At 48.6% G+C, this 21,632-nt stretch carries 21 protein-coding genes and 1 other RNA gene; 9 read left to right on the top strand and 13 right to left on the bottom strand.

Annotated features, from left to right (window positions below):
- The first annotated feature begins 9 nt into the window (after positions 1 to 9).
- Complete coding sequence (locus FIT99_RS06415) at positions 10 to 924, top strand: DMT family transporter (protein ID WP_140003519.1); 915 nt, start codon at positions 10 to 12, stop codon at positions 922 to 924.
- On the opposite strand, the gene FIT99_RS06410 is transcribed toward FIT99_RS06415, so the two are convergent.
- Genes FIT99_RS06410 through FIT99_RS06360 form a run of 11 tightly spaced genes read right to left on the bottom strand, consistent with a single transcriptional unit; the run spans position 913 to position 12,500 of the window.
- Positions 913 to 2,685 carry an O-linked N-acetylglucosamine transferase, SPINDLY family protein gene (locus FIT99_RS06410; protein WP_140003518.1) on the bottom strand — a complete coding sequence of 591 codons (1,773 nt, stop codon included), beginning with the start codon at positions 2,683 to 2,685 and terminating at the stop codon, positions 913 to 915. The genes FIT99_RS06415 and FIT99_RS06410 overlap by 12 nt on opposite strands.
- Positions 2,682 to 4,649 (bottom strand): bifunctional tRNA (5-methylaminomethyl-2-thiouridine)(34)-methyltransferase MnmD/FAD-dependent 5-carboxymethylaminomethyl-2-thiouridine(34) oxidoreductase MnmC, encoded by a 1,968-nt coding sequence (mnmC, locus tag FIT99_RS06405; RefSeq protein ID WP_140003517.1) that lies wholly within the window; start codon positions 4,647 to 4,649, stop codon positions 2,682 to 2,684. The genes FIT99_RS06410 and mnmC overlap by 4 nt, the downstream gene beginning before the upstream one ends.
- A 33-nt stretch (positions 4,650 to 4,682) precedes the next feature.
- Positions 4,683 to 5,972, bottom strand: a complete 1,290-nt coding sequence (locus tag FIT99_RS06400) for a class I SAM-dependent methyltransferase (RefSeq protein WP_396652225.1) — start codon at positions 5,970 to 5,972, stop codon at positions 4,683 to 4,685.
- A complete protein-coding gene (locus FIT99_RS06395) occupies positions 5,966 to 6,745 on the bottom strand; it encodes a DUF1365 domain-containing protein (RefSeq protein WP_140003516.1) in 780 nt (259 codons plus the stop codon). The genes FIT99_RS06400 and FIT99_RS06395 overlap by 7 nt, the downstream gene beginning before the upstream one ends.
- Positions 6,742 to 7,989, bottom strand: a complete 1,248-nt coding sequence (locus FIT99_RS06390) for an NAD(P)/FAD-dependent oxidoreductase (RefSeq protein ID WP_140003515.1) — start codon at positions 7,987 to 7,989, stop codon at positions 6,742 to 6,744. The genes FIT99_RS06395 and FIT99_RS06390 overlap by 4 nt, the downstream gene beginning before the upstream one ends.
- Positions 7,986 to 8,933 carry an acyl-CoA desaturase gene (locus FIT99_RS06385; RefSeq protein ID WP_140003514.1) on the bottom strand — a complete coding sequence of 316 codons (948 nt, stop codon included), beginning with the start codon at positions 8,931 to 8,933 and terminating at the stop codon, positions 7,986 to 7,988. The genes FIT99_RS06390 and FIT99_RS06385 overlap by 4 nt, the downstream gene beginning before the upstream one ends.
- A gap of 37 nt (positions 8,934 to 8,970) precedes the next feature.
- Positions 8,971 to 9,498 (bottom strand): lipocalin family protein, encoded by a 528-nt coding sequence (locus FIT99_RS06380; RefSeq protein ID WP_140003513.1) that lies wholly within the window; start codon positions 9,496 to 9,498, stop codon positions 8,971 to 8,973.
- 5 nt (positions 9,499 to 9,503) lie between these two features.
- A complete protein-coding gene (locus FIT99_RS06375; RefSeq protein ID WP_140003512.1) occupies positions 9,504 to 10,139 on the bottom strand; it encodes a DUF6134 family protein in 636 nt (211 codons plus the stop codon).
- Between the two features lie 4 nt (positions 10,140 to 10,143).
- The gene (locus FIT99_RS06370; protein ID WP_140003511.1) at positions 10,144 to 10,908 is read right to left on the bottom strand and encodes a DUF1295 domain-containing protein; all 765 of its coding nucleotides are present in this window, start codon (positions 10,906 to 10,908) and stop codon (positions 10,144 to 10,146) included.
- Positions 10,905 to 11,441, bottom strand: a complete 537-nt coding sequence (locus FIT99_RS06365) for a DUF2878 domain-containing protein (RefSeq protein ID WP_140003510.1) — start codon at positions 11,439 to 11,441, stop codon at positions 10,905 to 10,907. Before FIT99_RS06365 ends, FIT99_RS06370 begins: the two co-directional genes overlap by 4 nt.
- A gap of 15 nt (positions 11,442 to 11,456) precedes the next feature.
- Entirely contained in the window at positions 11,457 to 12,500 is a 1,044-nt protein-coding gene (locus FIT99_RS06360; protein WP_140003509.1) for an SAM-dependent methyltransferase, read from the bottom strand.
- 199 nt (positions 12,501 to 12,699) lie between these two features.
- Between FIT99_RS06360 and FIT99_RS06355 the strand changes: the two genes are divergently transcribed.
- The 3 genes from FIT99_RS06355 to FIT99_RS06345 all read left to right on the top strand — a co-directional run bounded on the left by FIT99_RS06355 (position 12,700) and on the right by FIT99_RS06345 (position 15,843).
- Complete coding sequence (locus FIT99_RS06355; RefSeq protein WP_140003508.1) at positions 12,700 to 14,493, top strand: pyrroloquinoline quinone-dependent dehydrogenase; 1,794 nt, start codon at positions 12,700 to 12,702, stop codon at positions 14,491 to 14,493.
- Positions 14,494 to 14,654: 161 nt separating this feature from the next.
- The gene (locus FIT99_RS06350) at positions 14,655 to 15,170 is read left to right on the top strand and encodes an FxDxF family PEP-CTERM protein (RefSeq protein WP_140003507.1); all 516 of its coding nucleotides are present in this window, start codon (positions 14,655 to 14,657) and stop codon (positions 15,168 to 15,170) included.
- A 301-nt stretch (positions 15,171 to 15,471) separates the two neighbouring features.
- On the top strand, positions 15,472 to 15,843 hold the full coding sequence (locus tag FIT99_RS06345) for a hypothetical protein (RefSeq protein WP_140003506.1): 372 nt from the start codon (positions 15,472 to 15,474) through the stop codon (positions 15,841 to 15,843).
- Between the two features lie 150 nt (positions 15,844 to 15,993).
- Here FIT99_RS06345 and ssrA read toward each other — a convergent pair.
- Positions 15,994 to 16,359: a transfer-messenger RNA gene (ssrA, locus tag FIT99_RS06340) on the bottom strand.
- Positions 16,360 to 16,439: 80 nt separating this feature from the next.
- Here ssrA and FIT99_RS06335 point away from each other — a divergent pair.
- Together FIT99_RS06335 and aroA are read left to right on the top strand one after the other, a co-directional pair.
- Positions 16,440 to 17,309 (top strand): prephenate dehydrogenase, encoded by an 870-nt coding sequence (locus FIT99_RS06335; RefSeq protein WP_223261304.1) that lies wholly within the window; start codon positions 16,440 to 16,442, stop codon positions 17,307 to 17,309.
- 19 nt (positions 17,310 to 17,328) lie between these two features.
- Positions 17,329 to 18,609, top strand: a complete 1,281-nt coding sequence (gene aroA, locus FIT99_RS06330; protein ID WP_140003504.1) for a 3-phosphoshikimate 1-carboxyvinyltransferase — start codon at positions 17,329 to 17,331, stop codon at positions 18,607 to 18,609.
- Between the two features lie 16 nt (positions 18,610 to 18,625).
- Here aroA and FIT99_RS06325 read toward each other — a convergent pair whose 3' ends face one another.
- Positions 18,626 to 18,850: a DUF2061 domain-containing protein gene (locus tag FIT99_RS06325; RefSeq protein ID WP_140003503.1), complete on the bottom strand. Its 225-nt coding sequence runs from the start codon at positions 18,848 to 18,850 to the stop codon at positions 18,626 to 18,628.
- A gap of 91 nt (positions 18,851 to 18,941) precedes the next feature.
- Here FIT99_RS06325 and cmk point away from each other — a divergent pair, with 91 nt between their 5' ends.
- The 3 genes from cmk (at position 18,942) to FIT99_RS06310 (ending at position 21,597) form a co-directional block, all read left to right on the top strand.
- A complete protein-coding gene (gene cmk / locus FIT99_RS06320) occupies positions 18,942 to 19,616 on the top strand; it encodes a (d)CMP kinase (RefSeq protein WP_140003502.1) in 675 nt (224 codons plus the stop codon).
- Between the two features lie 182 nt (positions 19,617 to 19,798).
- Positions 19,799 to 21,295 carry a 30S ribosomal protein S1 gene (gene rpsA, locus FIT99_RS06315; protein WP_189524798.1) on the top strand — a complete coding sequence of 499 codons (1,497 nt, stop codon included), beginning with the start codon at positions 19,799 to 19,801 and terminating at the stop codon, positions 21,293 to 21,295.
- A gap of 14 nt (positions 21,296 to 21,309) precedes the next feature.
- Positions 21,310 to 21,597: an integration host factor subunit beta gene (locus tag FIT99_RS06310; RefSeq protein ID WP_018985241.1), complete on the top strand. Its 288-nt coding sequence runs from the start codon at positions 21,310 to 21,312 to the stop codon at positions 21,595 to 21,597.
- Positions 21,598 to 21,632 lie beyond the last annotated feature (35 nt).

The raw sequence follows: 21,632 nt of genomic DNA, 5'->3' as shown, positions 1-21,632 counted from the left end.
GTATTATAAGTGAGCCTTTCTCATAAACAAGAAACTTCCCGGCAAAAATATTTAGCTTCTGCAGCCTTGATCTATGGTGCGCTTTGCTGGGGTGTGATCTGGTATCCCTACCGGTTACTCAATGACGTCGGTTTAGCCGGCGTGGAATCCAGTTTATTGAGTGATTGTCTCGCCTTACTCATCGGCGGCCTATTGTTTTGGCGCAGGTTCAAGCATGTGGTGAATGTGCCTGCTTCTGCCTATTGGCTGAGTCTAGTGGCGGGTTGGACCAATCTTGCTTATGTCCTAGCGATTATCGATGGCGAAGTCATGCGGGTGATGCTGTTATTTTATTTATCGCCTTTGTGGACTTTGTTATTGGCACGGGTGTGGTTGCATGAGCGTTGGCATCGGCCACAATTGTTGGCTATCGCGTTGTCATTGCTGGGCGCCGTGTTAATGCTGACTGATGGGCAGTGGATCTGGCCGTGGCCGCAATCGACTTCGGAGTGGCTGGCATTGTCCGCTGGCATCGGTTTTTCATTGACCAATGTCATTACGCGCTTTTCGACCCATTTGACGGTGGCTGCCAAGGGGATGTTGGTGTGGTTGGGCGTGTTTGGGTTGTCGTTGCTAGTGTTGTTATGGCAGGCTGGCACGGGGGCTTTTCACTTTGTCAGTAGTGGTGTGTTGACCCCACATGTCGGCTGGCTATTGTTGATCATTGCCTTCTTACTCGTATCCGCGACCTTGTTGGTGCAGTATGGGGTCACCAAAATGCCTGCGATTCAGGCTTCGGTGTTATTTATGACCGAACTGATTGTGGCGGGTGTTGCCGCTTATTTTCTAGCGAATGAAACGCTGTCTGTGATTGAGATGGCCGGGGGTTTTTGCATTATTGCCGCCGGCGTGTTGTCGGTCAGTGTGGGGGAATCAACGGAGTAGTTGCGTCAACGCCTGCTCAAGCTGCTGACAAAAGTCCTGCGGATCAAACAGCAGGCTTGACTGCGTTTTTAAGCGCGATTTCAGGGCGGCTAAGGTAGTCGGGTCATTCGCCAAAGCCACCGCTTTTGTTTCGAGCGCTGCCCAATCTGCACAAATACAATCTTGCATGCCGATACGACGTAGCAAACTGGCACTGACCCGCGCAGGGAACGTGTCGCCAGCCACCGTCAGTAGCGGAATCCCTTGCCATAAGGCGTCACTCGCAGTGGTGTGCGCATTGTAAGGCGCAGTATCCAACATGATATCTGCATGTTGTTGCCTGGCGATATGCTGATCTATGGGCTTTCGGGGTGCGAAGATGAGTCTGCTTATGTCAATACCAGCCGCTTGTGCCTGTTGTTGCAAATGGCGCGTAGCCCATGCATTGCATTGCAACAACCACAACACGCTACCCGGCACCTGCTGCAAAATACGCATCCAGCTTGCAAACACGCTTGGGGTGATTTTAAAACTCTGATTCAAACAGCAAAAAACGAAGCCTTGGCTTGGCAGATCATGATCGATGCGTGTGCCTGCATCTGCCATTGGGCGCTGCGCATTATTCGGCTGATAGCAGGGCAGTACGATGGGCCGCTCGGCCAAGGTCAGCGTATTGAGCGTTTCGTCGACGATGATCGCATCAAATAGGGGTTGACCCCGTAAATAGCCCATGCTGCCAGGATAGCCTAGCCAGTTGATATGTTGCCTTGCTGGCCGATAAGCCGCGATGCCACTGCGGCTGTGTTGGGTATAGCCAGTCAAGTCGATCAAAATATCGATATCTGCATCCCGCATGTGTTGGGCGACGTCTGCGTCGCTCATGGCCACAATGTCTAGCCAATGATTCGCAGCGGTGTAAAACGCTTGTCTCTGGGCGGAGTGATCATCTTGGCTGTTGCTGTATAAAAATATTTCAAAGCGTTGACGGTCATGCGCCGCAATCACCTCGGTGACTAAATAGGCTAATGGATGTTGCCGAAAGTCAGACGACACATAGGCGAGCTTGATGGGCCTGTACGCGGGCTTTGCTGTCGGCGCGGGTAGCGCTTGAATATGCCCATAATGCTGTGCAGCCCAGGCACTGGCACACGCTTGTTGTTCTGTGTCCGTCGTGCCCGGCATCGCGAGAAAAGCAAACGGTGGAATTTTTGCGTTTGCGCCCTTGTTGAGCGCGCTGCGCACCGCTGTGATGGCGGCATCTAAACCCTGCCAGTCTGCCATATGCTGCTTTTGGTGAATCCAATGCACCTTGGCGTGTAGCAACTGTGGGTCTAGCGCGAGGGCACGCGCATAGGCGTTCACCGCTAAATCTAGGTGGCCCAATTGTCGATAGGCATTGCCTAGATTGTTATGGCACTCAGCATCGTCTGGCGTGAATTGGATTGCGCGCTGATAATGCTTGACGGCGAGTGCGTGTTCACCTAATTTTTGCAAGCTGTTTGCTAGGTTAAAGTGCACATCTGCCTGCTGCTCGTCTTGCGCCAACGAGCGTTTGAAATAATCGGCAGCGATGTTTTCTTGGCCACGCAGACTGGCTACATTGCCAAGTTGCATCAGTATTTGCGGATGCTCTGGTGCCCATTTTAACGCTTGCTGAAACGCCTGTTCTGCGGGCTTGGCTTCTTTGAGGGCTAAATACTGTCGGCCTAACTCATAGTAGAGTTCAGGGTCTTGCGGCCGCGAAAATAACTGGCGTTTTAATTGTTCGATAACTGAGGTCATGCTGATGGCGCGTGATCAAACGGGTTGACTAAAGCTTTCCAGCCCAGTTGCTTAAAAAGATGCCTTTGAGGGTGCAAGCCCGCCCAAAAGGTATCTTCTGTCAATGCAGGCAACGTGATACCAAAGTCTGCACATAAGCGTTGCGCGAGCATCGCTGCGCAAAATGGCGCGGTCATCAAGCCTTTGCTGCCATGCGCCACGTGCACATAGAGGCCTTGTGGCGCTGGTAACGCTGCAAAGTCGGTCAGTGGTGGCGTTTGCGGCAATGCTGTGAGATTCAGCACCGGGCCCACATACGGTAAATAATCGGGAGAGCCACAGCGTAACGCCGCGCGCGCGTGCTTCATCGCTGCATCGTGAGTGGTGTCGAATTGCGGGCTCAAACGACTAACCATATCCAGATTACTTAGGTGATCGGCCTGACGAATATCGGTATCCGAATCGCCCGGGGCAAAGGTGGCTCCCATGGCATGCATCCCCTCAGCGGCCGGCGTCAGGTAACCATCGCCGCACAAAATCACTTTCAGTGACGCCATCTCAGGCTGCGCAGGGATCATCCCCATCTGGCCACGCACTGGGTTCAACCACATCCCACTGTTTGGTATTAAGTTGGCCGCCTCTGCCGCATTACACACCACCACTGCCGCAAAGGCCTGACTGACCTCGCCGCCTTGCATGGTTAACTGCCAGCCTTGCGCGTGCGCTGTCAGCGCAGCAATCTCATGTTGTGGGTGCCATTGAATATTAGGATGCCGCATCATCTGCGCGCAAGCGACAGTAGGATTCACCCAAGCGCCTTCGGCAAAGTATAAGCAATCATGCGCAATGCGCACGCCGGCCTGCGCACTGGCTTGTTCCGCGGTGAGCGATTGTAGCAAACCCAAGTGGGCATAACGGTCGCCAACTTTTTGTACCCGTTTACGCTCACGTGGACTTGCGCCCATTTGTAATAAACCGCAGGTTTGAAAAGCGTCACGACCTAACCCGAGATTTGCATAATGGCGCAAAATAAAACTGTAGCTGCGCCAAGCCAGTTGGTCATTCAGTGGTTTTTCGGCGTTGAGTCTGGGATACAACATGCCTTTGGGGTTGCCCGAAGCGCCGGTAGCGATTTGCTCGGCCCGATCAAACACATGAACCTCGCAGCCCAGTTTAGCCAGAAACCAAGCGGTGCTGCAACCGGCGATACCTGCGCCTATAATCGCGACTTTAGGCATGGCGGGTGGCCTAACGTCTTGGGCGGCTGCCGGCCAATGGCCACACAACATTTCACGTTTTTTGCCATAACCTGGCACCTTTTGTACCTGAAACCCGACGGCTTGCAAGCCACGTTTAACTAAGCCAGCACTGGTAAACGTGGCAAATGTGCTGTTGGGTCGCGAGCATCGCGCCATGCATTCAAACAATGCGGGCTGCCAAATTTGCGGATTTTTGGACGGCGCAAACCCATCTAAAAACCAAGCATCAGCCACCAACTTGAGTTGCGGCAACACCGTTGCACTATCACCGATATATAAGGTCAGGCTAGCAGAGTATTCAGGCAGCTCAAGCTGGTTAATCCCGGGCTGCAATAGGCGATATTGTCGACATAAAGCCTCACTCACGGCAGCCAGCGCTGGAAAGTGTTGATGGGCGGCTTGCAGGTCTTGCGGGGTAAATGGCGCGATTTCTATGCTGACGAAATGCAGATGCGCCTGTGCTGGCGCGGTTTCTCGCCATAATTGCAGGGCGGCTAAAAAGTTGAGGCCACTGCCAAAGCCTGTTTCTACAATGACAAAGTGGCTGGGTTGGTCGCTAGGCAATTGTTGCCAGCGTGTGTGCAGTTGATTGTGTGCTAAAAAGACATGACGTGTTTCAGCCAGCCCATGTTGGGGATGATCCGGGCTGACTGAAAAATAAACATCATCAAATTGTGTAGAGTAGGGTAGGCCGTTGCGCCACTCTAAAACTGCGTGCGTACTCATAGGCTGGCAAGTGTATCACGTGGTAGGTGGCCATTACACCCGCTTGAGCGCGCGATATTCTGGTTTGGCCAGCAGCAGGTGTACATCCCCAAGCGCGCATTCCGCAAAGCCACCCTCGCAATAACTGAGATAAAAATCCCACATGCGAATAAACGCTTCGCTGTAGCCTAGTTGACGCACTGCATCCAATTGCGCAAAAAAGTTTTCGCGCCATAAGCGTAAGGTGGTCGCATAGTCTAAACCGATGTCTTGCAAATCTACCAGTCGTAAATCACTGGCATTGGTGATGCTGGTGAGCATGGCTGTATTCGAGGGAATATTCGACCCCGGAAAAATATAGCGCTGAATAAAGTCGACAGAGCGAATCGCACTCTCATAGCGCTGGTCGGCAATGGTAATGGCTTGTATCAAAGCCACGCCGTCTGGCTTGAGTAGCTGGCTCACCTTGTTAAAGTAGGTGTCATAATATTGATGGCCTACCGCCTCAATCATTTCAATCGATACTAACTTGTCAAACTGGCCTTGCAAGTGACGATAATCGTGCTTGAGCAAAGTGATCTGATCTTGCAGCCCTTCCGCCAGTATCCGGCTTTGTGCCAGTAGATATTGCTGCTCAGAAATAGTGGTAGTGGTGACATGGCAGCCATAATGTTTGGCGGCATAGATCGCAAAGCCGCCCCAGCCAGTGCCAATTTCTAACACATGGTCGGTGGGGACCAGCTGCAACTTGTCACAAATGACTTGCAATTTTCGCTCAGAGGCGGCTTGCAAGGTTGCGGTGTCCTCGTCAAACATAGCTGACGAATACATCATGGTCGGATCGAGGAATAATTGAAACAAATCATTGCCAAGATCATAATGCGCAGCAATATTTTTCTGGCTGCCTGCTTCGCTGTTACTGTTTAACCAATGGAAGACTTTGAGTAAGGGTTTGGTGAACCATTGATAACCGCCTTCCAAGGTATCCATTACAGACTGATTTAATACCATCAAACGAACGACGTTAGTCAGCGTATCGGCCTGCCAATAACCGAGCATATAAGCCTCACCGGCACCGATGCTGCCACCGAAGGCAATCTCGCCGTAAAAGCGTGGGTCATGCACGGTAATAGTCGCCTGTAAGTCACCTGCATCAAGGCGACCAAATACATGACGTTCACTGCCATCGATCAGAATCAATTGCCCTTTGCGTAATCCAGACAAACGACTGAGCACCTGCGATTTTGCCAGCTTGGCTACCCACTTAGCCCGACTTTTTGGCTTGAGTGGCTTCGTCAGGGTATCCGTGGTCACGGGAAGGGGGGAGGGGGCTATCGTCAAGATTCATCTCCGCGGTTGGCAGGCTGCTCAGGATGTGGGTAAAAAGGAATTCTTTTGAGCCACAGGCGTAGGGCTTGCCAATAAATAGACAGAATGACTTTCAGTGTCATCCATGGGTAATTGAGTAACATACGGTTCAGCGCGCTGGCCTGCCAGGGTTGCCGTTGCATTTTTAACGTGGCAAAAAACATTGCCTGCTCCTGCTGCCAGTTTTGCATATGCACATTGAGCTCCTGCCCCGGCGTGGAGAACTGCCACTGGTAATCTATTTGCATGGGCATAAAAGGCGAGACATGAAAGTCTTTTTTTAACTTAAACAGCAAAGAATCATCTTTCACTGCGTGTACGTAAGCAAAACGTTCTTTCCAAGGCGTATTGGTGATGTGGCTGATAATGGCTTGCAATTGGCCAGCTTCATTGTGGCAATAGTAAAAACTGACTGGGTTAAAACACACCCCCCAGTAGCGACAGTGGGTCAACAACCCGATGCGACCCAGCGGGCGCTGCCCGGTTTCTTGCTCAACGAGGTCACGTACACAACTATCCAGCGACTTTTCAGGCGGGCCCAGATAATCTTTGCGTCTGAAGTATGCCAGATTGGGCGTCAGAAATGACCAGAACGTATTGCCCTTAAAAAGGGTGGGCAGCTCAGCCAAATCGATGTAAAGCATGAATAGCTGATAGCGAAAGCCATGCAGTTTGGGTTGCAAGCGTTGATGACTCACCCAACCCGTGTAAATCGCACTGTGTAATGCCTGTGGGTTACTGGAGGTCATGCAGTGGCCGCCTCAAAGTGTTGTATGGCGGCTAGAGCGCTCACAACACCATCTTCGTGAAAGCCATTACGCCAATACGCGCCAGCGTAAGCGGTGCGATTTGCGCCACTGATGTCGGCATGCCGGGCTTGTGCAGCTGCGCCAGCCAAGGTGTACAACGGATGACGATAATGCAATTTTTTGATCACTTTGGCCGGGTCGATGGCCTCTGTGTAATTGAGGGTGACCAGCAATGGCTCCGTCGAGCGAATGCCCTGCAGAATATTCATGTTGTAGGTCACTTGTACCTTGCCACTCGGTTTGGCCGTGACATGATAGTTCCATGCCGCCCAAGCCAATGGACGTTTGGGCATTAACTTGGCATCGGTATGCAGGTACACCGTATTGTCCTGATAAGGAATGGCAGACAACACTTCACGCTCGGCGGCGGTGGCTTCTGCACCCAGGATCTGCAATGCCTCATCACTGTGACAGGCAAAAAATACATAATCAAAGGTGTGTGTGTTGCCGTGATTGGTGGTGATGTTTACGCCTTGCGCATGACGCACCACTGCGGTGACCGATGTCCCCAGCTGGACCCGATCGCGGTAACCGGCAGAAATTTTATCCAGATAACGCGCCGAACCACCGACAATCGTGCGCCATTGCGGGCGTTGGTCTATGCTGAGCATGCCATGATGATGAAAAAAACGGACGAAAAAGCGGGCTGGGAACTGCAACATTTGTTCAGCATCTGTGGACCAGATGGCGGCACCCATTGGCACGATGTAGTCGCGAATAAATTGCGCAGAATAGCCATGCAGCTGCAAATATTCACCAAGCGGCATCTCGTTACCAGGCGCTAACAATGCCAGCGATTGTTTGTTGAAGCGTAAAATGTCTTTCACCATGCGGTAAAAGCTCAGAGAGAACAAATTGCGGCGTTGGGCAAATAAGCTGTTCAGGGTGGTGCCGTTGTATTCGAGGCCACTGGTTTCATTGCGCACACTAAAGCTCATGGCGCTGTCACGCCACTCGACCTGGTTTTCGCGAAGGATCCGTTCAAACTCTGGGTAGGTTTTGTCGTTGAATACGATAAATCCAGTGTCGACGCTGTGTTGTTGACCACCCACGTTGACCTGATGGGTATGGGTATGACCGCCTAGGTAGTCATTGCTTTCAAATAGGGTGATTTGATGCTGTTTATGTAGGTGATAGGCAAGGGTATTGCCGGCGATACCGCCACCAATGATGGCAATATTCATGCATGATCCTCTTTTGCTGCATGTTGCGCACGCACATTGTCAGGTACTTGCTTGAGTTGCCAGATAATACCAAGCGCAGAAAGCAACTTCAGGCCATAATAAGTTAGGTCAATTTCCCACCAGTAAAAGCCTTGTTTAGCCGCCCCAGGAAAATGATGATGGTTGTTATGCCAGCCTTCGCCAAGCGTCAAAATGGCGATCAATAAATTGTTACGGCTGTGGTCACGCGTGGCGTAACGGCGGCTGCCCCAGACATGGGCCAATGAATTAACACAAAATGTGGCGTGATAAAGCGCAATGGTAGACACCACGAAGCCCCAAACAATTAATTGTAGGCCGTTGGTGTGTAAAGAAGGTGCATACGCTTGAAGCCACTCGCCGAGACCGTACAAGCCCAGTGCAAACGCGATCGGCACCAAACTATCAAAACGATCCAACCAGCATAACTCTCGGAAGCGGCTTAACTCACGTACGCGATCCAGTTGCGTATTAAAGTTGGCATGGCTTAAAAACCAGCCTAAATGACTCCACAAAAAGCCATGTTGATGCGGTGAATGAACATCTTGCGGTTGGTCTGAATGCATGTGATGGCTGCGATGATGGGCGGCCCACCACAACGGTCCACGTTGCACTGCACTGGCACCGATCAAAGCGAACACAAACTGCGTCACGCGTGAGGTTTGAAACGTTTTGTGTGCAAAATAGCGATGATAAAAACCTGTAATCGCAAACATACGTACCACATACACCAATACGGCTAAAAACACTGCAAATGGGCTCCAGCCTACCCAGAACAGCGATACTAAGCCAAGGTGTAAGGCAACAAACGGCAACACGCGCCACCAGTCTATACTCTCGGCGCTTGCAGTTTCTGGCGGTTGATAGCGGTGATTATCTAACCAGCCAACCAAGCGCCATAATAAGCCTGAAATTCTTTGTTGCATGAAACATCCCTCTCGCAAACCTTAAGCATTTATTTTTTTATTTTTGATGTGGAAAAACTTGTAACTTGCTGGTGTCATAACCCATATCTTTGATTTTGCTCACCAGCGTGTTGTATGTTTCAGTGTCCAGGTGGGGCTGGCGTGACATCAGCCACACATAATCACGCTTGTTTCTGGCAATCACCGTGTGTTGATAGTCCTCACTTAAGTAGGCAATCAGATATTCAGATTTGAACGGCCAGACGAATTGCATCTTCCATTCAGCATTGTTGCTACCCTCAACCACAAAACCGGTGGGATGATAAGTTTTTAAAGGCCCGTCAAAGCTGCCCTGATAGAAAGTAAACGTCGTCGCAATCGAACCATCTGTATTCTGCTGATAGCGCTCGACTGGGTTGTAAGGGTCCTTTTCAATAAAGGTAGGAATCGCCGCGATCACATACCAATCCCCCATGAAGCGCTCAAGGTTCACTTGACCCACCGTTTTGATCGGGGGCAGATTCTGGCATGCAGTCAATCCGAAGATGCTCATTATAGAAATCACTTTAAATAAAATTTTTAACATATTGATTAATTGAGTTTATATACAATTTTGTAACCTTCTGGCGTAATGGATTCCAAAGCGACCCAATCTTGTTGTTGGTCATACCATACGGTAATTTTTAATTTTTCTTTGCCCTGAAAACGCCCGTTTAGGCGATATTGATGCGCCAGCACGGATTGCCCTTTTACTTGAATGCTTTGATTGCCTTCATCCTTGACCGTCACATCTAAGTATTCAGCATTTTGCGGATTCAATAATCGCGATTGTTTGAGTATATTGGGGTTCCAGTATGCAAACGTCATGACACAAGCGGGTAATGCTTGTTTGATGCCATTTTTTTCAACATTGAATTGCGTCTCTTGTAGCTGACCTTTGACATCGGTAATGTCTTTATTTTCTTCAGTATGCGCATTTAATTGGCTCAAACATTGACCTTGCCAAGTCTCGTCCGCCTGATGCTGATAGCGATAGGCGTTGATAAACAGCACTTTTACTTTAAAGTTTGCCCGACTTTGCAGCTGGTTTTGATTCAAACTAAAGGTGTGCGTGCCGATTTTCTGCTTATCAAGCCAGACGTCGAAAGACCAGTCTTTGGCTTCGGCCAATGGCGTGAAGCTCAACGCAGCCACACATAACAAGCACCAAGATCGAACGTGAAGCATCTTGTTAACCTTCACTTTTTGGAATGCCGGGAATAAACGCATTGGTATTTTTGACATATTGCGCATACCCTGGACGACGACTGTGAATGGTTTGCTCCATCAGGCTGACACCGCTAATTTTAAGTAACAAGAAAGTCATGATTACTGGGGAAATCCAAACCCAAGGGTTACCAGTGGCTGCGCCTATCAACCCAAACCCCCACCAGATCAGACTTTCACCAAAATAGTTTGGGTGGCGACTGTAACGCCACAACCCCGTTTGCAACACGGCTTGATGACTATCTGCTTGTTTGCGAAACCGCATTAATTGCCAATCTCCGACTGCTTCCCAATAAAAGCCGATCACGAAAAGTAGCGAGCCCGCCACATCCCAAGCATTGAGAGAGCTACCATCAGTCACCGCAGCGAAGAGTGGGTAAGAGATGATCCAAGCCAAGACTGCCTGAAAAGCAAAAATAATGTATAAACTTTTAAACCAAAAATGCGGTTCGTTATTTTGGCGTATGGTTTGATAGCGATGGTCTTCTTTGCCCCAGTTGCGCCAGGTTAAAAATAGACTCAACCTCAGCGCCCACACGGTGATTGCAATTAATACAAGAATGGCCCGCGCAGACAGATCGTAAACAAACAAGGCACTGACATAAGCAGTGATGGCCATAAACAGGCTCCACATGCTGTCAACGTGGCTGTAATGCTTGGTCGCAAAACTCAGCAACCAGCCACTGAGTGCAAACAATAATATGGCAATCAATGCATACTGATAGATCATGGCAACTCCATGTTCACATCGTGATTAAATTGTTGACGTACCCAAAGCAATATTGGCATCGCCACAGCCCACTCAACCGCCACCCATATCAAACTGAGTGTATCGAAGGGTAGGGTGACTACCTGTAATTGTTGTGCGCCCACATAGGCCAGTGGGCCAAATACTGCCCCTAACAATACAGCAAGTGTGTTTTTGCCTTGCAACCAGCGCATGCTGACATTCACTGTCATTGAAAAAGCCAACCATAAAGCGATCATCCACAGCGGAATGTAAGCAGTGAATAACGAATGAAATTCAAAATCAACCCAGCCCATATAATAGCCAAATTGATCCAAAATACAGCCGATCAAAGTGGTTATGAGCAAAGGCAGTGTTTGCTTCCATCCTTCTACCCAATGTAGATGCACGCATGTAAGCACGACTACTAAACCGAGTACTGCCCAGCTTAACTGTGGTTTGGCAGACAAAATGCATGCCCACCAAAGGATCTGAAAACCAATAAAATTAAATATAATCAGTTTCTTAGAATACATATTTAATTTTGAATATTATTTCTTTGAAAATAAATAATGACTGACCCACCATGTCTGTCCATGGTTATAGCCAAATAGTTCTGCGCAAGCCATAAAAAAGATGCGCCAGCGTTGCCGCCACATTTCTGCATCTTTTTCGCCATAAATCGATTGCAAAATCGGGGTGAGCGTCTGATGATGCTGATCCATGTTTTCTAGCCAAGCGTTGGCAGTTTTTTCGTAATGGGTGCCATCCCAGCGCCATTTATCGACAATGCTAAGGTGATCTTGAAAATACAGTGGTAAATCATCACTTGGCATCATGCCGCCACTGAAAAAATATTGACTCATCCAATCATCTTCTGCTTTGACGTCAAAAGTATAAGGCGCATAGCGGTGTACAAAAATGTGCTTGAAAAATAAGCCATCCGGCTTCAGCCATTTGGCTACCTTGCCATAGAGCACTTGATAATTACGCATGTGTTCAAACATTTCTACGGACACAATACGGTCAAAAGTCTGGTCAATATCAAACACATTCATGTCTGCCGTGATGATGTGAATGTTGCTTAGACCTCTCGCCTGCGCTTGTTGCAGAATATAAGTGCGCTGGGACGCTGAATTGGAGACGCCGGTAATGTGGGCATTCGGGTAATGGCTAGCCATCCATAATGTAAGAGAGCCCCAGCCACAGCCAAGTTCAAGAATATGTTGACCATCTGCCAAGCGTGCATGGGCACTGGTCTGGGCCAATGCGAGTTGCTCTGCTTCGTCTAAACTTTTGGTGTCTGGCATCCAAAAACAACTACTGTATTTACGATGCGTGCCGAGACAATACTGATAAAACGCTGCCGGAATTTCATAGTGTTGCGCATTTGCTTTTTCGGGTAATGGCGCAATGTCAGCCACTTTCATTTGCTGCACAAACTGTATTAACGAAGATTGTGCTTGCTCACAATTGTTCTCTGCAATTTCCAGCAATCTGGTTTTACAAAGTTTTTGAATCCCTTGGCGGATGATACTGTCTGGAAGTAAGCCTTTTTCGGCGAGCTGTAGTGCGATGGAGGTGGTTGATGTCATGATGGTTATTGCTGCGATTAATTATTATTGCAGTATATGTCTATTCACCGCTTAGTTTAGTTTCATTAAAAAAAATATTTATGCACTTGCATTTGCGCAGCTTAATAGATAAAGCGGCAGCATGTCATCCAGCACTTTGCGCGCCTGCATTTAGGTGTATACTAACCTGTATAGTCATTTCATATTTTGTTTAAAAAACATGTCAAATTATTTTTTAAATTCTGTTATTTCCGTTGCCACCTGTAGCTTATTAGTGGCATGTGCACAGTTGCCTAAGTCTGAAGCCCCGGCGGCAAAGCTTACCGACTGGCCGAGCTATGGATTAAGCCCAGAAGCACAACGGTTTTCAGGTTTGTCGCAGATTAATCGCAACACTGTCGCACAGTTGCAGCCGGCTTGGTCAGTGGATACTGGTGTGAAAGCGACTTTTCAAGCGACGCCGATTGTAGTCGACGGCATCATGTACATCAGCCTGCCGTTCAACCATGTGATTGCACTCGACGCGCGCACAGGCAAACAATTATGGAAGTATACGCATGTTCGCAAAGCCGACTGGCCGATGTGTTGTGGCCCGGCCAATCGTGGTGTTGCCGTGGCTGAGGGCAGAGTATTTATGGGCACTGTGGATGCTCGACTGGTTGCCCTAGATGCAAAATCGGGACAAAAAGTATGGGACATCGACGTTGCAGGTCAACAAGTCAATACCGAACATCAAGACACCCTGAGCGGTAATGACCCGAATAAAACCCGCAAAGTGACAGGCGGCACCGGTGTAGGCATTGCGATGGCTCCGGTGGTCTACAAACATAAAGTCATTATTGGCATCACTGGCGTGGGTTATGGGCTGCATATTGATAATCCGCGTAGTGATGCGCCGCTCGGCGCCGTGATTGGTGTCACCGGACGCTATGGACGCCCTGGCTTTTTAGCGGCATTTGATGTCAAAGATGGCCATCAAGTGTGGCAATTCGATACCATTCCTAAGCAAGGCTGGGAAGGGCAGTTCACTACAAAAACGGCGGATGGCAGCCAGTTTGAGCGCGATGTAGCCGCTGAAAAAGCCGCCATGAAAGACTTTCCAGATTCCGCTCGATTTGGCGGTGGGTCGGCTTGGAGCACGCCAGCAATTGATGCAGCCACACACACGCTCTATTTCGGCACAGGTAATCCCTCCCCGCAAATGAACGATGTTTCAAGGCCGGGTGACAATCTCTACACGGTTTCATTGGTGGCATTAGATACCGAAACCGGCAAATACAAATGGCATTACCAACAAGTGCCGCATGACTTGTGGGGTTATGATCTCGCCAGCCCGCCTGTCTTGTTTAATTATCAACATCAAGGCAAAACCATTGCTGCGGTAGGCCAAGCCAGCAAAGCAGGGTGGTTTTATATTCATGACCGCTTGACTGGGCAATTTCTTGCCAAATCGGACCCTTTTGTGCCGCAACGCAATTTATTCAAAAAGCCCAGTGCCGAGGGCACCGTCATTTATCCGGGTATCCTTGGCGGCGCCAACTGGTCGCCAGTCAGTCTTGATGAACAACAACAACGTGTCTACGTCGCGGCCATTCATAGCCCGATCAAATATACGGTGCATGAGACCGAGGTCAAACCTGGCGATAAACCGATTCGTTATGCCGCCAGTGAACCCACCGATGATGCACGCTGGGGCTTATTAAGCGCCATTGACTTGCAATCTGGCCACATTGCATGGCAACACAAAACCAGCCAACCGTTGGTGGGCGGGGTGTTAGCCACCGCAGGAGGCCTGTTATTTTGTGGTGAGGGCGATGGCAAGTTTGCTGCCTATGATAGCCAAACTGGCAAATCGTTGTGGCAATACACATCTGAGTTTGGGGTCAACGCGCCGCCAATCACCTATCAAGTCAATGGTGAGCAATATATTGCCGTTGCCAGCGGTGGAAATTCCTTATTTGGCTTTAAACAAGGCGACCGGATTTTGACATTTAAATTAACGCCGCAGCATTGATGAGCACCATTTAGTCACAGTGTCATCAATCTTAAATATTTCACTTTTATGATGGTGCAAGTGATACGAGAACTGGCCCGTTTGTACTATTGTGTGTCCTCTCCGTTTCACAAATAATGATTACATCGTTTTAGTTATTATTTATCTCTGGAGCAGTTGTAATGGTTCATACCTTTAAAAAATTAGCACTGGTTGGCTTCTTGAGCATTGCTGCAGTGGGTGCAGCACAAGCGCAAGACTTTGGTCCTTATACCACCAGCCAAAGCATCGACTTCATTCGCCTGACAGCGGAAGCTGATTCAGTCAAAACAAGTGGCCCGTCAAATGTGAGAGGTGCTTATTTTGATGACACCTATCAAATCAACCTGACACAGATCTCTGATTTTTCTTACAGCATCAGCGAAATCACTGCAGGTAACAATGCACAGTATGATGTGACATTTTTGAACTTTGGTTTCTTTGATGCCAATGGCGACGAAGTGTCTACATTCACTAATTTAGCTGCCGGCACTTACTTTTTGACCGCTGGTGGTAAATTGGCTGGTTCTTTAGGAGGTGACTTCAATGTTAGCTTCAATATTAGCCCTGTGGCGCAAGTTCCTGAAGCGGATACTTATGCCATGCTGTTAGCTGGTTTGGGTTTGATGGGCTTTGTAGGCCGTCGCAAAACCAAATAAACTTTGATTGCTGGTTATAATAAAAAAGGGCCGTGACGGCCTTTTTTTATTATGCAGTTTCAATCTGTGCAGCAGCCGCGACCCTTAATAGGGTGGATGAACTTAAAATATGACCCAAAATAATTAAAACTACAATTTAACATAATATACATTATACGAATAAATTAAAACCCGTGTCATTTGTTGGCAATAAATAGAGGTTTGACACTCAAAGTACGCTCATCAATAATTATTTATTTACAAAAATAAATCATATGTTAATAATAAGCAACATTGTTCATTGGTGTTAAGGGGAAAGTCAATGCAGCACAAGTCAGCGCTCATAAAAATAAACTCAAGGCTTACACTGCTTTGGTACGTCAAAGTTGGTGAACATTTAAAAACGCTGCGCATGCAACAACTGCCACAGTTGATGGATGTGAAGCCGATTATTGTCCAGCGCTGGGTGAATGGCAAGTTGGCAGTTCCAAATCAAGAACTGCACAAAATTAAAACGATCGCTTTGTCACCTTACAGAAAGCAAACACGAAAAAAAAACATAGATGTTGAAAAATACTTACCGGATGAAGCTCGTATAAGGGCTAAGTTTGCATGGAAGACCATGATATTTGATCAAATGAACATTCATGCCAAGCGCAGGTTTTGCGAAAAACTCAAAAAATGTCATCGGTAAAAAGTATCGATAACAAAAAAGCCTTTCATACAAGAAGTTCTAGCCAAACAAAAAGCCACCCGAAGGTGAACTTTTGTTTACGCTCATAAAACTAAATAAAATCAGTGGTTTAAATCGATTTTAAGTGACTACATCAAGCAACTACAATATTGGTGGAGCTGGGGGGAATCGAACCCCCGTCCGCAAATCCTCCACAGACAGTTCTACATACTTAGCTGTGTTGTTTGAATTTAACTAGACACACACCAACGAGCAAGCAGATGGCTAGCGAGCTGCCTTAGATTTAATGCCTTACCAAGCAACCCGATAAAGCACGATCCTCTCTAAATGACGCTGCTGCCGGTTACCCGGCCCGACCGAGAGGCTCTTCGGTGCAGCGTTCAGCCGGGATTAAGCGGCTAAAGCGTAAGTTTCGTCGTTTGCGACTATACTTGTTCAGATGGATTTACGAGGGAACCTGAATCCTCGGTATGCCCTGCACTGCTTTGTAACCCACGTCGAAACCGGGTCAGCCCCAATGCAACCTCAGATTATACGCTTTAAAAGCCTGCGGACCAAACTTCGGGCCCAATTGTATGCCATGGTACAATTCAATTATGTTTAAAAAAATTGTTATCTTTGGGGTTGGTTTAATCGGGGGCTCAGTGGCGCTTGCGCTTAAAAAGCTGCCTCAAGCACCGCAAATAGTCGGTGTTGGTCGTCATAGCAACAGTCTGCAAGAAGCTTATCAATTGGGTTTGATTGACGTAATAGAAACCGATTTATCAAGCGCCATGCAAGCGGCAGACCTGGTCATTATCGCAACGCCTGTTGCACAAACGCCTGCGATTCTTCGTGCAATTCGACCGTTTTTGAATGATTCCACCGTATTGACGGATGCTGGCAGCACTAAGTCAGATGTGATGGGCTATGCCAGAACGGAGCTCGGCCCTCAATTTAGCCAATTTGTGGGTGGTCATCCGATTGCCGGTGCTGAAAAAAGCGGCCCGTCTGCCGCCATGGCTGATTTGTATGTCGGCAAAAATGTGATTTTGACCCCAGAGAATGAAACTGCGCCAGAGGCCTTGGCGAAGGTTACCCGCTTGTGGCAGGATTGCGGCGCGATCGTGTCGAGTATGACGGCAGAAGCTCACGATCATGTGTTTGCTGCGGTGAGTCACTTACCGCATTTATTGGCGTTTGCCTTGGTTGAGGATTTAGCCAAACGTGATAACGCCGATATTTTGTTTAAATTTGCTGCAAGTGGCTTTCGTGACTTTACGCGAATTGCAGGTAGCCATCCAGAAATGTGGCGAGATATTGCGCTCGCCAACAAAACCGCCTTGTTACGCGAGCTGCAAATTTACCAGCAAGCCCTGACCGAGATGACCAGCCTATTGGTACAAAACGATGGGGACGCCTTACATGCCCTGTTTGCGCATGCCAGCCATGCGCGCAACGACTGGGCTAAATCAAAAATTCAATAACGCCTTCTTTAAGATTGCCATGGAACAACTGCATTTACCTGCTGCACACCACGCGCTAGGCGCGATTACCCTACCCGGCTCTAAAAGTATTTCTAATCGCACCTTGTTATTGGCTGCATTGGCTGATGGTGATACTGTCATTCGAGATTTACTTGCCTCAGACGACACAGCTCGGATGCTAGAAGCCTTGTCGACACTGGGCGTGCAGTTAAAAAATATTGGGGAGCATGCCTGGCAAGTTACCGGATGCGCGGGTTCTTTTCCTAACAAACAAGCAGACTTATTTTTAGGTAACGCAGGCACCGCTTTTAGGCCATTGACTGCTACTTTGGCGTTTATGGGGGGGCATTACCACCTACATGGAGTGCCGCGTATGCATGAGCGCCCAATTGGTGACTTGGTCGATGCCTTGCAGCAGGCCGGCGCGAATATTAATTATGAGTCAAACTCGGGCTACCCTCCCCTACAAATTTCACCGGCGCAACTGGACGTAAGCCAAGCCATACAAATTCGTGGGGATGTCTCAAGCCAGTTTTTGACTGCCTTATTAATGGCACTGCCGCTCACCGGACAAGCAGCGACCATTGAGGTGGTGGGTGAGCTGATATCAAAACCTTATATTGAAATCACACTTAACTTGATGCAACAGTTTGGTGTGACGGTGCAACGCGACCAATGGCAGCGGTTCTATGTGCCTGCCGCAACCCATTATCAATCGCCAAGCGCGCTTTATGTCGAAGGCGATGCCTCTAGTGCCTCCTATTTTATTGCTGCAGGCATTGTGGCGGGCGATGTCACGGTGAATGGTGTTGGGCAGCATAGTATTCAAGGGGATATCCGCTTCGCGGAGGCGGCCAGCTTAATGGGTGGCCGCTTCACTTACGGTGAAAATCACGTGCGCGCAGAAAAAACACAGCCGCTCAAAGCGATTGACCTCGATTGCAATCATATTCCTGATGCGGCCATGACTTTGGCCGTCATGGCCCTTTTTGCCAAAGGCACCACCACCCTGCGCAATATTGCCAGTTGGCGCGTCAAAGAGACAGATCGGATTGCCGCCATGGCCACTGAATTACGCAAAGTGGGCGCGGTGGTCGTTGAGCGTGAGGATTCCATTCAAATTACGCCGCCAACACAGCTCACACCCAACGCCATCATTGACACCTATGATGACCACCGTATGGCCATGTGCTTTTCGTTAGTCAGCTTGGCCGGCGTACCGATTACGATCAACGACCCAAAGTGCGTGGCAAAAACGTTTCCGGATTACTTTAAAGTGTTTGCCAGCATCGTGCGCTGATGTAGATGGCTCATCGTTACGCGGCATAAGCCCACTCGTGTTCATCCGGCTCAGCAGCCGTTGCTGCATGGCCGTGCTGATGCCGTTGCCAGGCGCGCTCGTGAAAATAAAACACAACCGTATTACAAGCGGGCTCTACTAGAGCCATGAGCCCACCGACCAACAGGCTCCCAGTGAACAGATAGGCGATGGTGAATGCAACGCTGAAATGCAACATGGCAAATGAAGCGGTTTTAATCATGACAGACCCCTTAAACTCTATGTAGTCATGATAAAAAAAAGGTTAAATTAAATCCAATTCATTGTTTTAAACAGATTGATAAACTAAATTTATGGAAATTACCTCTCTCCCACCGGTTATTGCGATTGATGGCCCCTCTGCCTCTGGCAAGGGCAGCGTTGCAGAACGTGTCGCGAGTCATTTTGGCTTTCATTACCTCGACTCTGGTGCGCTGTATCGTTTGCTAGCTTACGCAGCGCATCATCAAAATATCGCTTGGTCTGATGCGGCCAAGGTGGCAAGCATAGCCGCTGACATGCATATCAGCTTTGCGCATGGGGAAGTATTACTAGATGGATTGCAGGTCAGTGCACAGATTCGCAGTGAGCAGATGGGCAAAGGGGCATCTGAGGTGGCGGTGCATCCAGAGGTGCGCACTGCCTTGCTGCAAACCCAAAGAAACTTCAGGCAAGCGCCGGGTCTGGTGGGCGATGGGCGCGACATTGGTTCCGTGATTTTTCCGGATGCTTGTTTAAAGATTTTTCTCACCGCCGCAGTCGAAACGCGCGCACAGCGCCGTTATGATCAATTGTTGCAACGCGGTGAACGCGCTGATTACGCGGCGATTCTTGCAGACTTACAGCAGCGGGATTTGCGTGACAGCCAGCGCGTCGCTGCCCCGTTAAAACAATTACCCGACGCCATTTTGTTAGACACGACGGACAAGAACATTGAACAGGCGGTCGCAATCGTGGTTGAAGCCTTTAAAAAAGGGTTGCAATCATGATAAAAGATTGCATAAGTCATTGAACTCAATAAATTTTTTGTGTATAGTTTCGGACTCGGATTGCTCAAGTAACCCTTGAGCAATATTTTTTAACCTTTTCCATTGATGGCGTATCCCTACGTAGCAATGGCTCGCTGAAAGATGTCTGTCTTTCATTCGAGTAAAAATTGGACAATTTTTTAATGGCTTCTATTTCTAATACATCTTCTTCCATGGAATCTTTTGCAGCCCTCTTCGAAGAAAGCCTGGCACGCCAGGAAATGCGCGCTGGTGAAGTAATCACCGCCGAAGTGGTTTCTGTAGACAATGATTTCGTCATCGTGAACGCTGGCTTAAAATCCGAGAGCGTTATCAACGCTAGCGAATTTAAAAATGCGCAAGGCGAACTTGAAGTTGCCGTTGGCGACTTTGTTAAAGTAGCGATCGAAAAACTGGAAGATGGTTTTGGTTCTACACAACTCTCTCGCGAAAAAGCGAAGAAAATGCAAGCATGGCTGGATCTGGAAGAAGCCATGAACGAAGGCCGCGTGGTCAAAGGTTTTGTGAGCAGCCGTGTCAAAGGCGGTCTGCGCGTTTCTGTGAGTGGCATCATGGCTTTCTTGCCAGGCTCATTAGTAGACATTCGTCCAGTAAAAGACACCACCCCTTACGAGAACAAAGAGTGGGATTTTAAAGTCATCAAGCTGGACCGTAAGCGTAACAACATCGTGGTTTCACGTCGCGCAGTGATGGAAGACACACTGGGCGCTGACCGTGAAGCATTGCTGGGTAGCCTGACTGAAGGCGCAGTGATCAAAGGCATCGTTAAAAACATCACAGACTACGGCGCGTTCGTGGATCTGGGTGGTATTGATGGCCTGTTGCACATTACTGACTTGGCATGGCGCCGCGTCAAGCACCCTTCAGAAGTGCTGACTGTTGGTGAAGAAGTTGAAGCCAAAATCCTGAAATTCGATCAAGAGAAAAACCGTGTTTCTCTGGGTATCAAACAATTAGGCGATGACCCATGGGTTGCTTTGAGCCGTCGTTACCCAGTAGGCACACGCCTGTTCGGTAAAGTGTCTAACCTGACTGACTACGGTGCATTCGTTGAAGTAGAGCCAGGCATCGAAGGTTTGGTACACGTTTCTGAAATGGACTGGACCAACAAAAACATTCACCCGGGCAAAATCGCACAATTGGGCGACGAAGTTGAAGTGATGATCTTGGAGATCGACGAAGACCGTCGTCGTCTGTCATTGGGTATGAAACAGTGTAAACCAAACCCATGGGATGACTTTGCTGCAACCCATGCGAAAGGCGACAAAGTCGCTGGCCAAATCAAGTCTATCACTGACTTTGGCGTGTTCATTGGTTTGCCAGGTGGCATCGATGGCTTGGTACATTTGTCTGACCTGTCATGGACACAATCAGGTGAAGAAGCCATTCGCAACTTCAAGAAAGGTGATGAGCTGCAAGCCGTTATCTTGGGTATTGATGTTGAGAAAGAGCGTATTTCTCTGGGCGTAAAACAGTTAACTGAAGATCCTAGCGGTAACAGCGCTCCGATTGGTGACGACAAATCTGGCAAACCAAAAGCCAAGAAAGCAAAAGCTGACGACGTGATGATCGACGAAGCTTCTGCAGGTACCACCAACTTGGGTGCTTTGTTGAAAGCCAAACTGGATAGCAAAAAATAAGAAGGCTTTAGATCATGACAAGATCTGAACTGATAGACTTGCTTGCCCAGCGCTTTCCGCAATTAGTGCTGAAAGATGCCGAGTTATCCGTCAAAACCATCCTCGATGCGATGACAGAAAACTTGGCGACTGGGGAGCGTATCGAAATACGCGGTTTTGGTAGCTTTAGCCTTAACTATCGCCCGCCTCGTTTAGGACGCAATCCGAAAACGGGCACCAAGGTGCAAGTGCCGGCGAAATACGTTCCTCACTTTAAGGCTGGTAAAGAGTTGCGTGACCGCGTAGATGCTATCGAATCTTAAAATTTTTTGATTGTGCAGTCCTAAAAAACGGTATC

The sequence above is a fragment of the Methylophilus medardicus genome (assembly GCF_006363955.1).
In the GTDB taxonomy this organism is placed as follows: Bacteria; Pseudomonadota; Gammaproteobacteria; order Burkholderiales; family Methylophilaceae; genus Methylophilus; species Methylophilus medardensis.
The sequence above is the reverse complement of the archived record's forward strand: the minus strand, read 5'-3'. Positions and strand labels throughout refer to the sequence as shown.

Coding starts and splice junctions, on each gene's coding strand:
- rpsA (WP_189524798.1), top strand. CDS start 19,799: ATGGCTTCTATTTCTAATACATCTTCTTCCATGGAATCTTTTGCAGCC.
- FIT99_RS06395 (WP_140003516.1), bottom strand. CDS start 6,745: ATGACCTCCAGTAACCCACAGGCATTACACAGTGCGATTTACACGGGT.
- FIT99_RS06350 (WP_140003507.1), top strand. CDS start 14,655: ATGGTTCATACCTTTAAAAAATTAGCACTGGTTGGCTTCTTGAGCATT.
- FIT99_RS06390 (WP_140003515.1), bottom strand. CDS start 7,989: ATGAATATTGCCATCATTGGTGGCGGTATCGCCGGCAATACCCTTGCC.
- FIT99_RS06410 (WP_140003518.1), bottom strand. CDS start 2,685: ATGACCTCAGTTATCGAACAATTAAAACGCCAGTTATTTTCGCGGCCG.
- FIT99_RS06345 (WP_140003506.1), top strand. CDS start 15,472: ATGCAGCACAAGTCAGCGCTCATAAAAATAAACTCAAGGCTTACACTG.
- FIT99_RS06365 (WP_140003510.1), bottom strand. CDS start 11,441: ATGTATTCTAAGAAACTGATTATATTTAATTTTATTGGTTTTCAGATC.
- FIT99_RS06310 (WP_018985241.1), top strand. CDS start 21,310: ATGACAAGATCTGAACTGATAGACTTGCTTGCCCAGCGCTTTCCGCAA.
- mnmC (WP_140003517.1), bottom strand. CDS start 4,649: ATGAGTACGCACGCAGTTTTAGAGTGGCGCAACGGCCTACCCTACTCT.
- cmk (WP_140003502.1), top strand. CDS start 18,942: ATGGAAATTACCTCTCTCCCACCGGTTATTGCGATTGATGGCCCCTCT.
- FIT99_RS06325 (WP_140003503.1), bottom strand. CDS start 18,850: ATGATTAAAACCGCTTCATTTGCCATGTTGCATTTCAGCGTTGCATTC.
- aroA (WP_140003504.1), top strand. CDS start 17,329: ATGGAACAACTGCATTTACCTGCTGCACACCACGCGCTAGGCGCGATT.
- FIT99_RS06335 (WP_223261304.1), top strand. CDS start 16,440: ATGTTTAAAAAAATTGTTATCTTTGGGGTTGGTTTAATCGGGGGCTCA.
- FIT99_RS06380 (WP_140003513.1), bottom strand. CDS start 9,498: ATGTTAAAAATTTTATTTAAAGTGATTTCTATAATGAGCATCTTCGGA.
- FIT99_RS06375 (WP_140003512.1), bottom strand. CDS start 10,139: ATGCTTCACGTTCGATCTTGGTGCTTGTTATGTGTGGCTGCGTTGAGC.
- FIT99_RS06385 (WP_140003514.1), bottom strand. CDS start 8,933: ATGCAACAAAGAATTTCAGGCTTATTATGGCGCTTGGTTGGCTGGTTA.
- FIT99_RS06370 (WP_140003511.1), bottom strand. CDS start 10,908: ATGATCTATCAGTATGCATTGATTGCCATATTATTGTTTGCACTCAGT.
- FIT99_RS06355 (WP_140003508.1), top strand. CDS start 12,700: ATGTCAAATTATTTTTTAAATTCTGTTATTTCCGTTGCCACCTGTAGC.
- FIT99_RS06360 (WP_140003509.1), bottom strand. CDS start 12,500: ATGACATCAACCACCTCCATCGCACTACAGCTCGCCGAAAAAGGCTTA.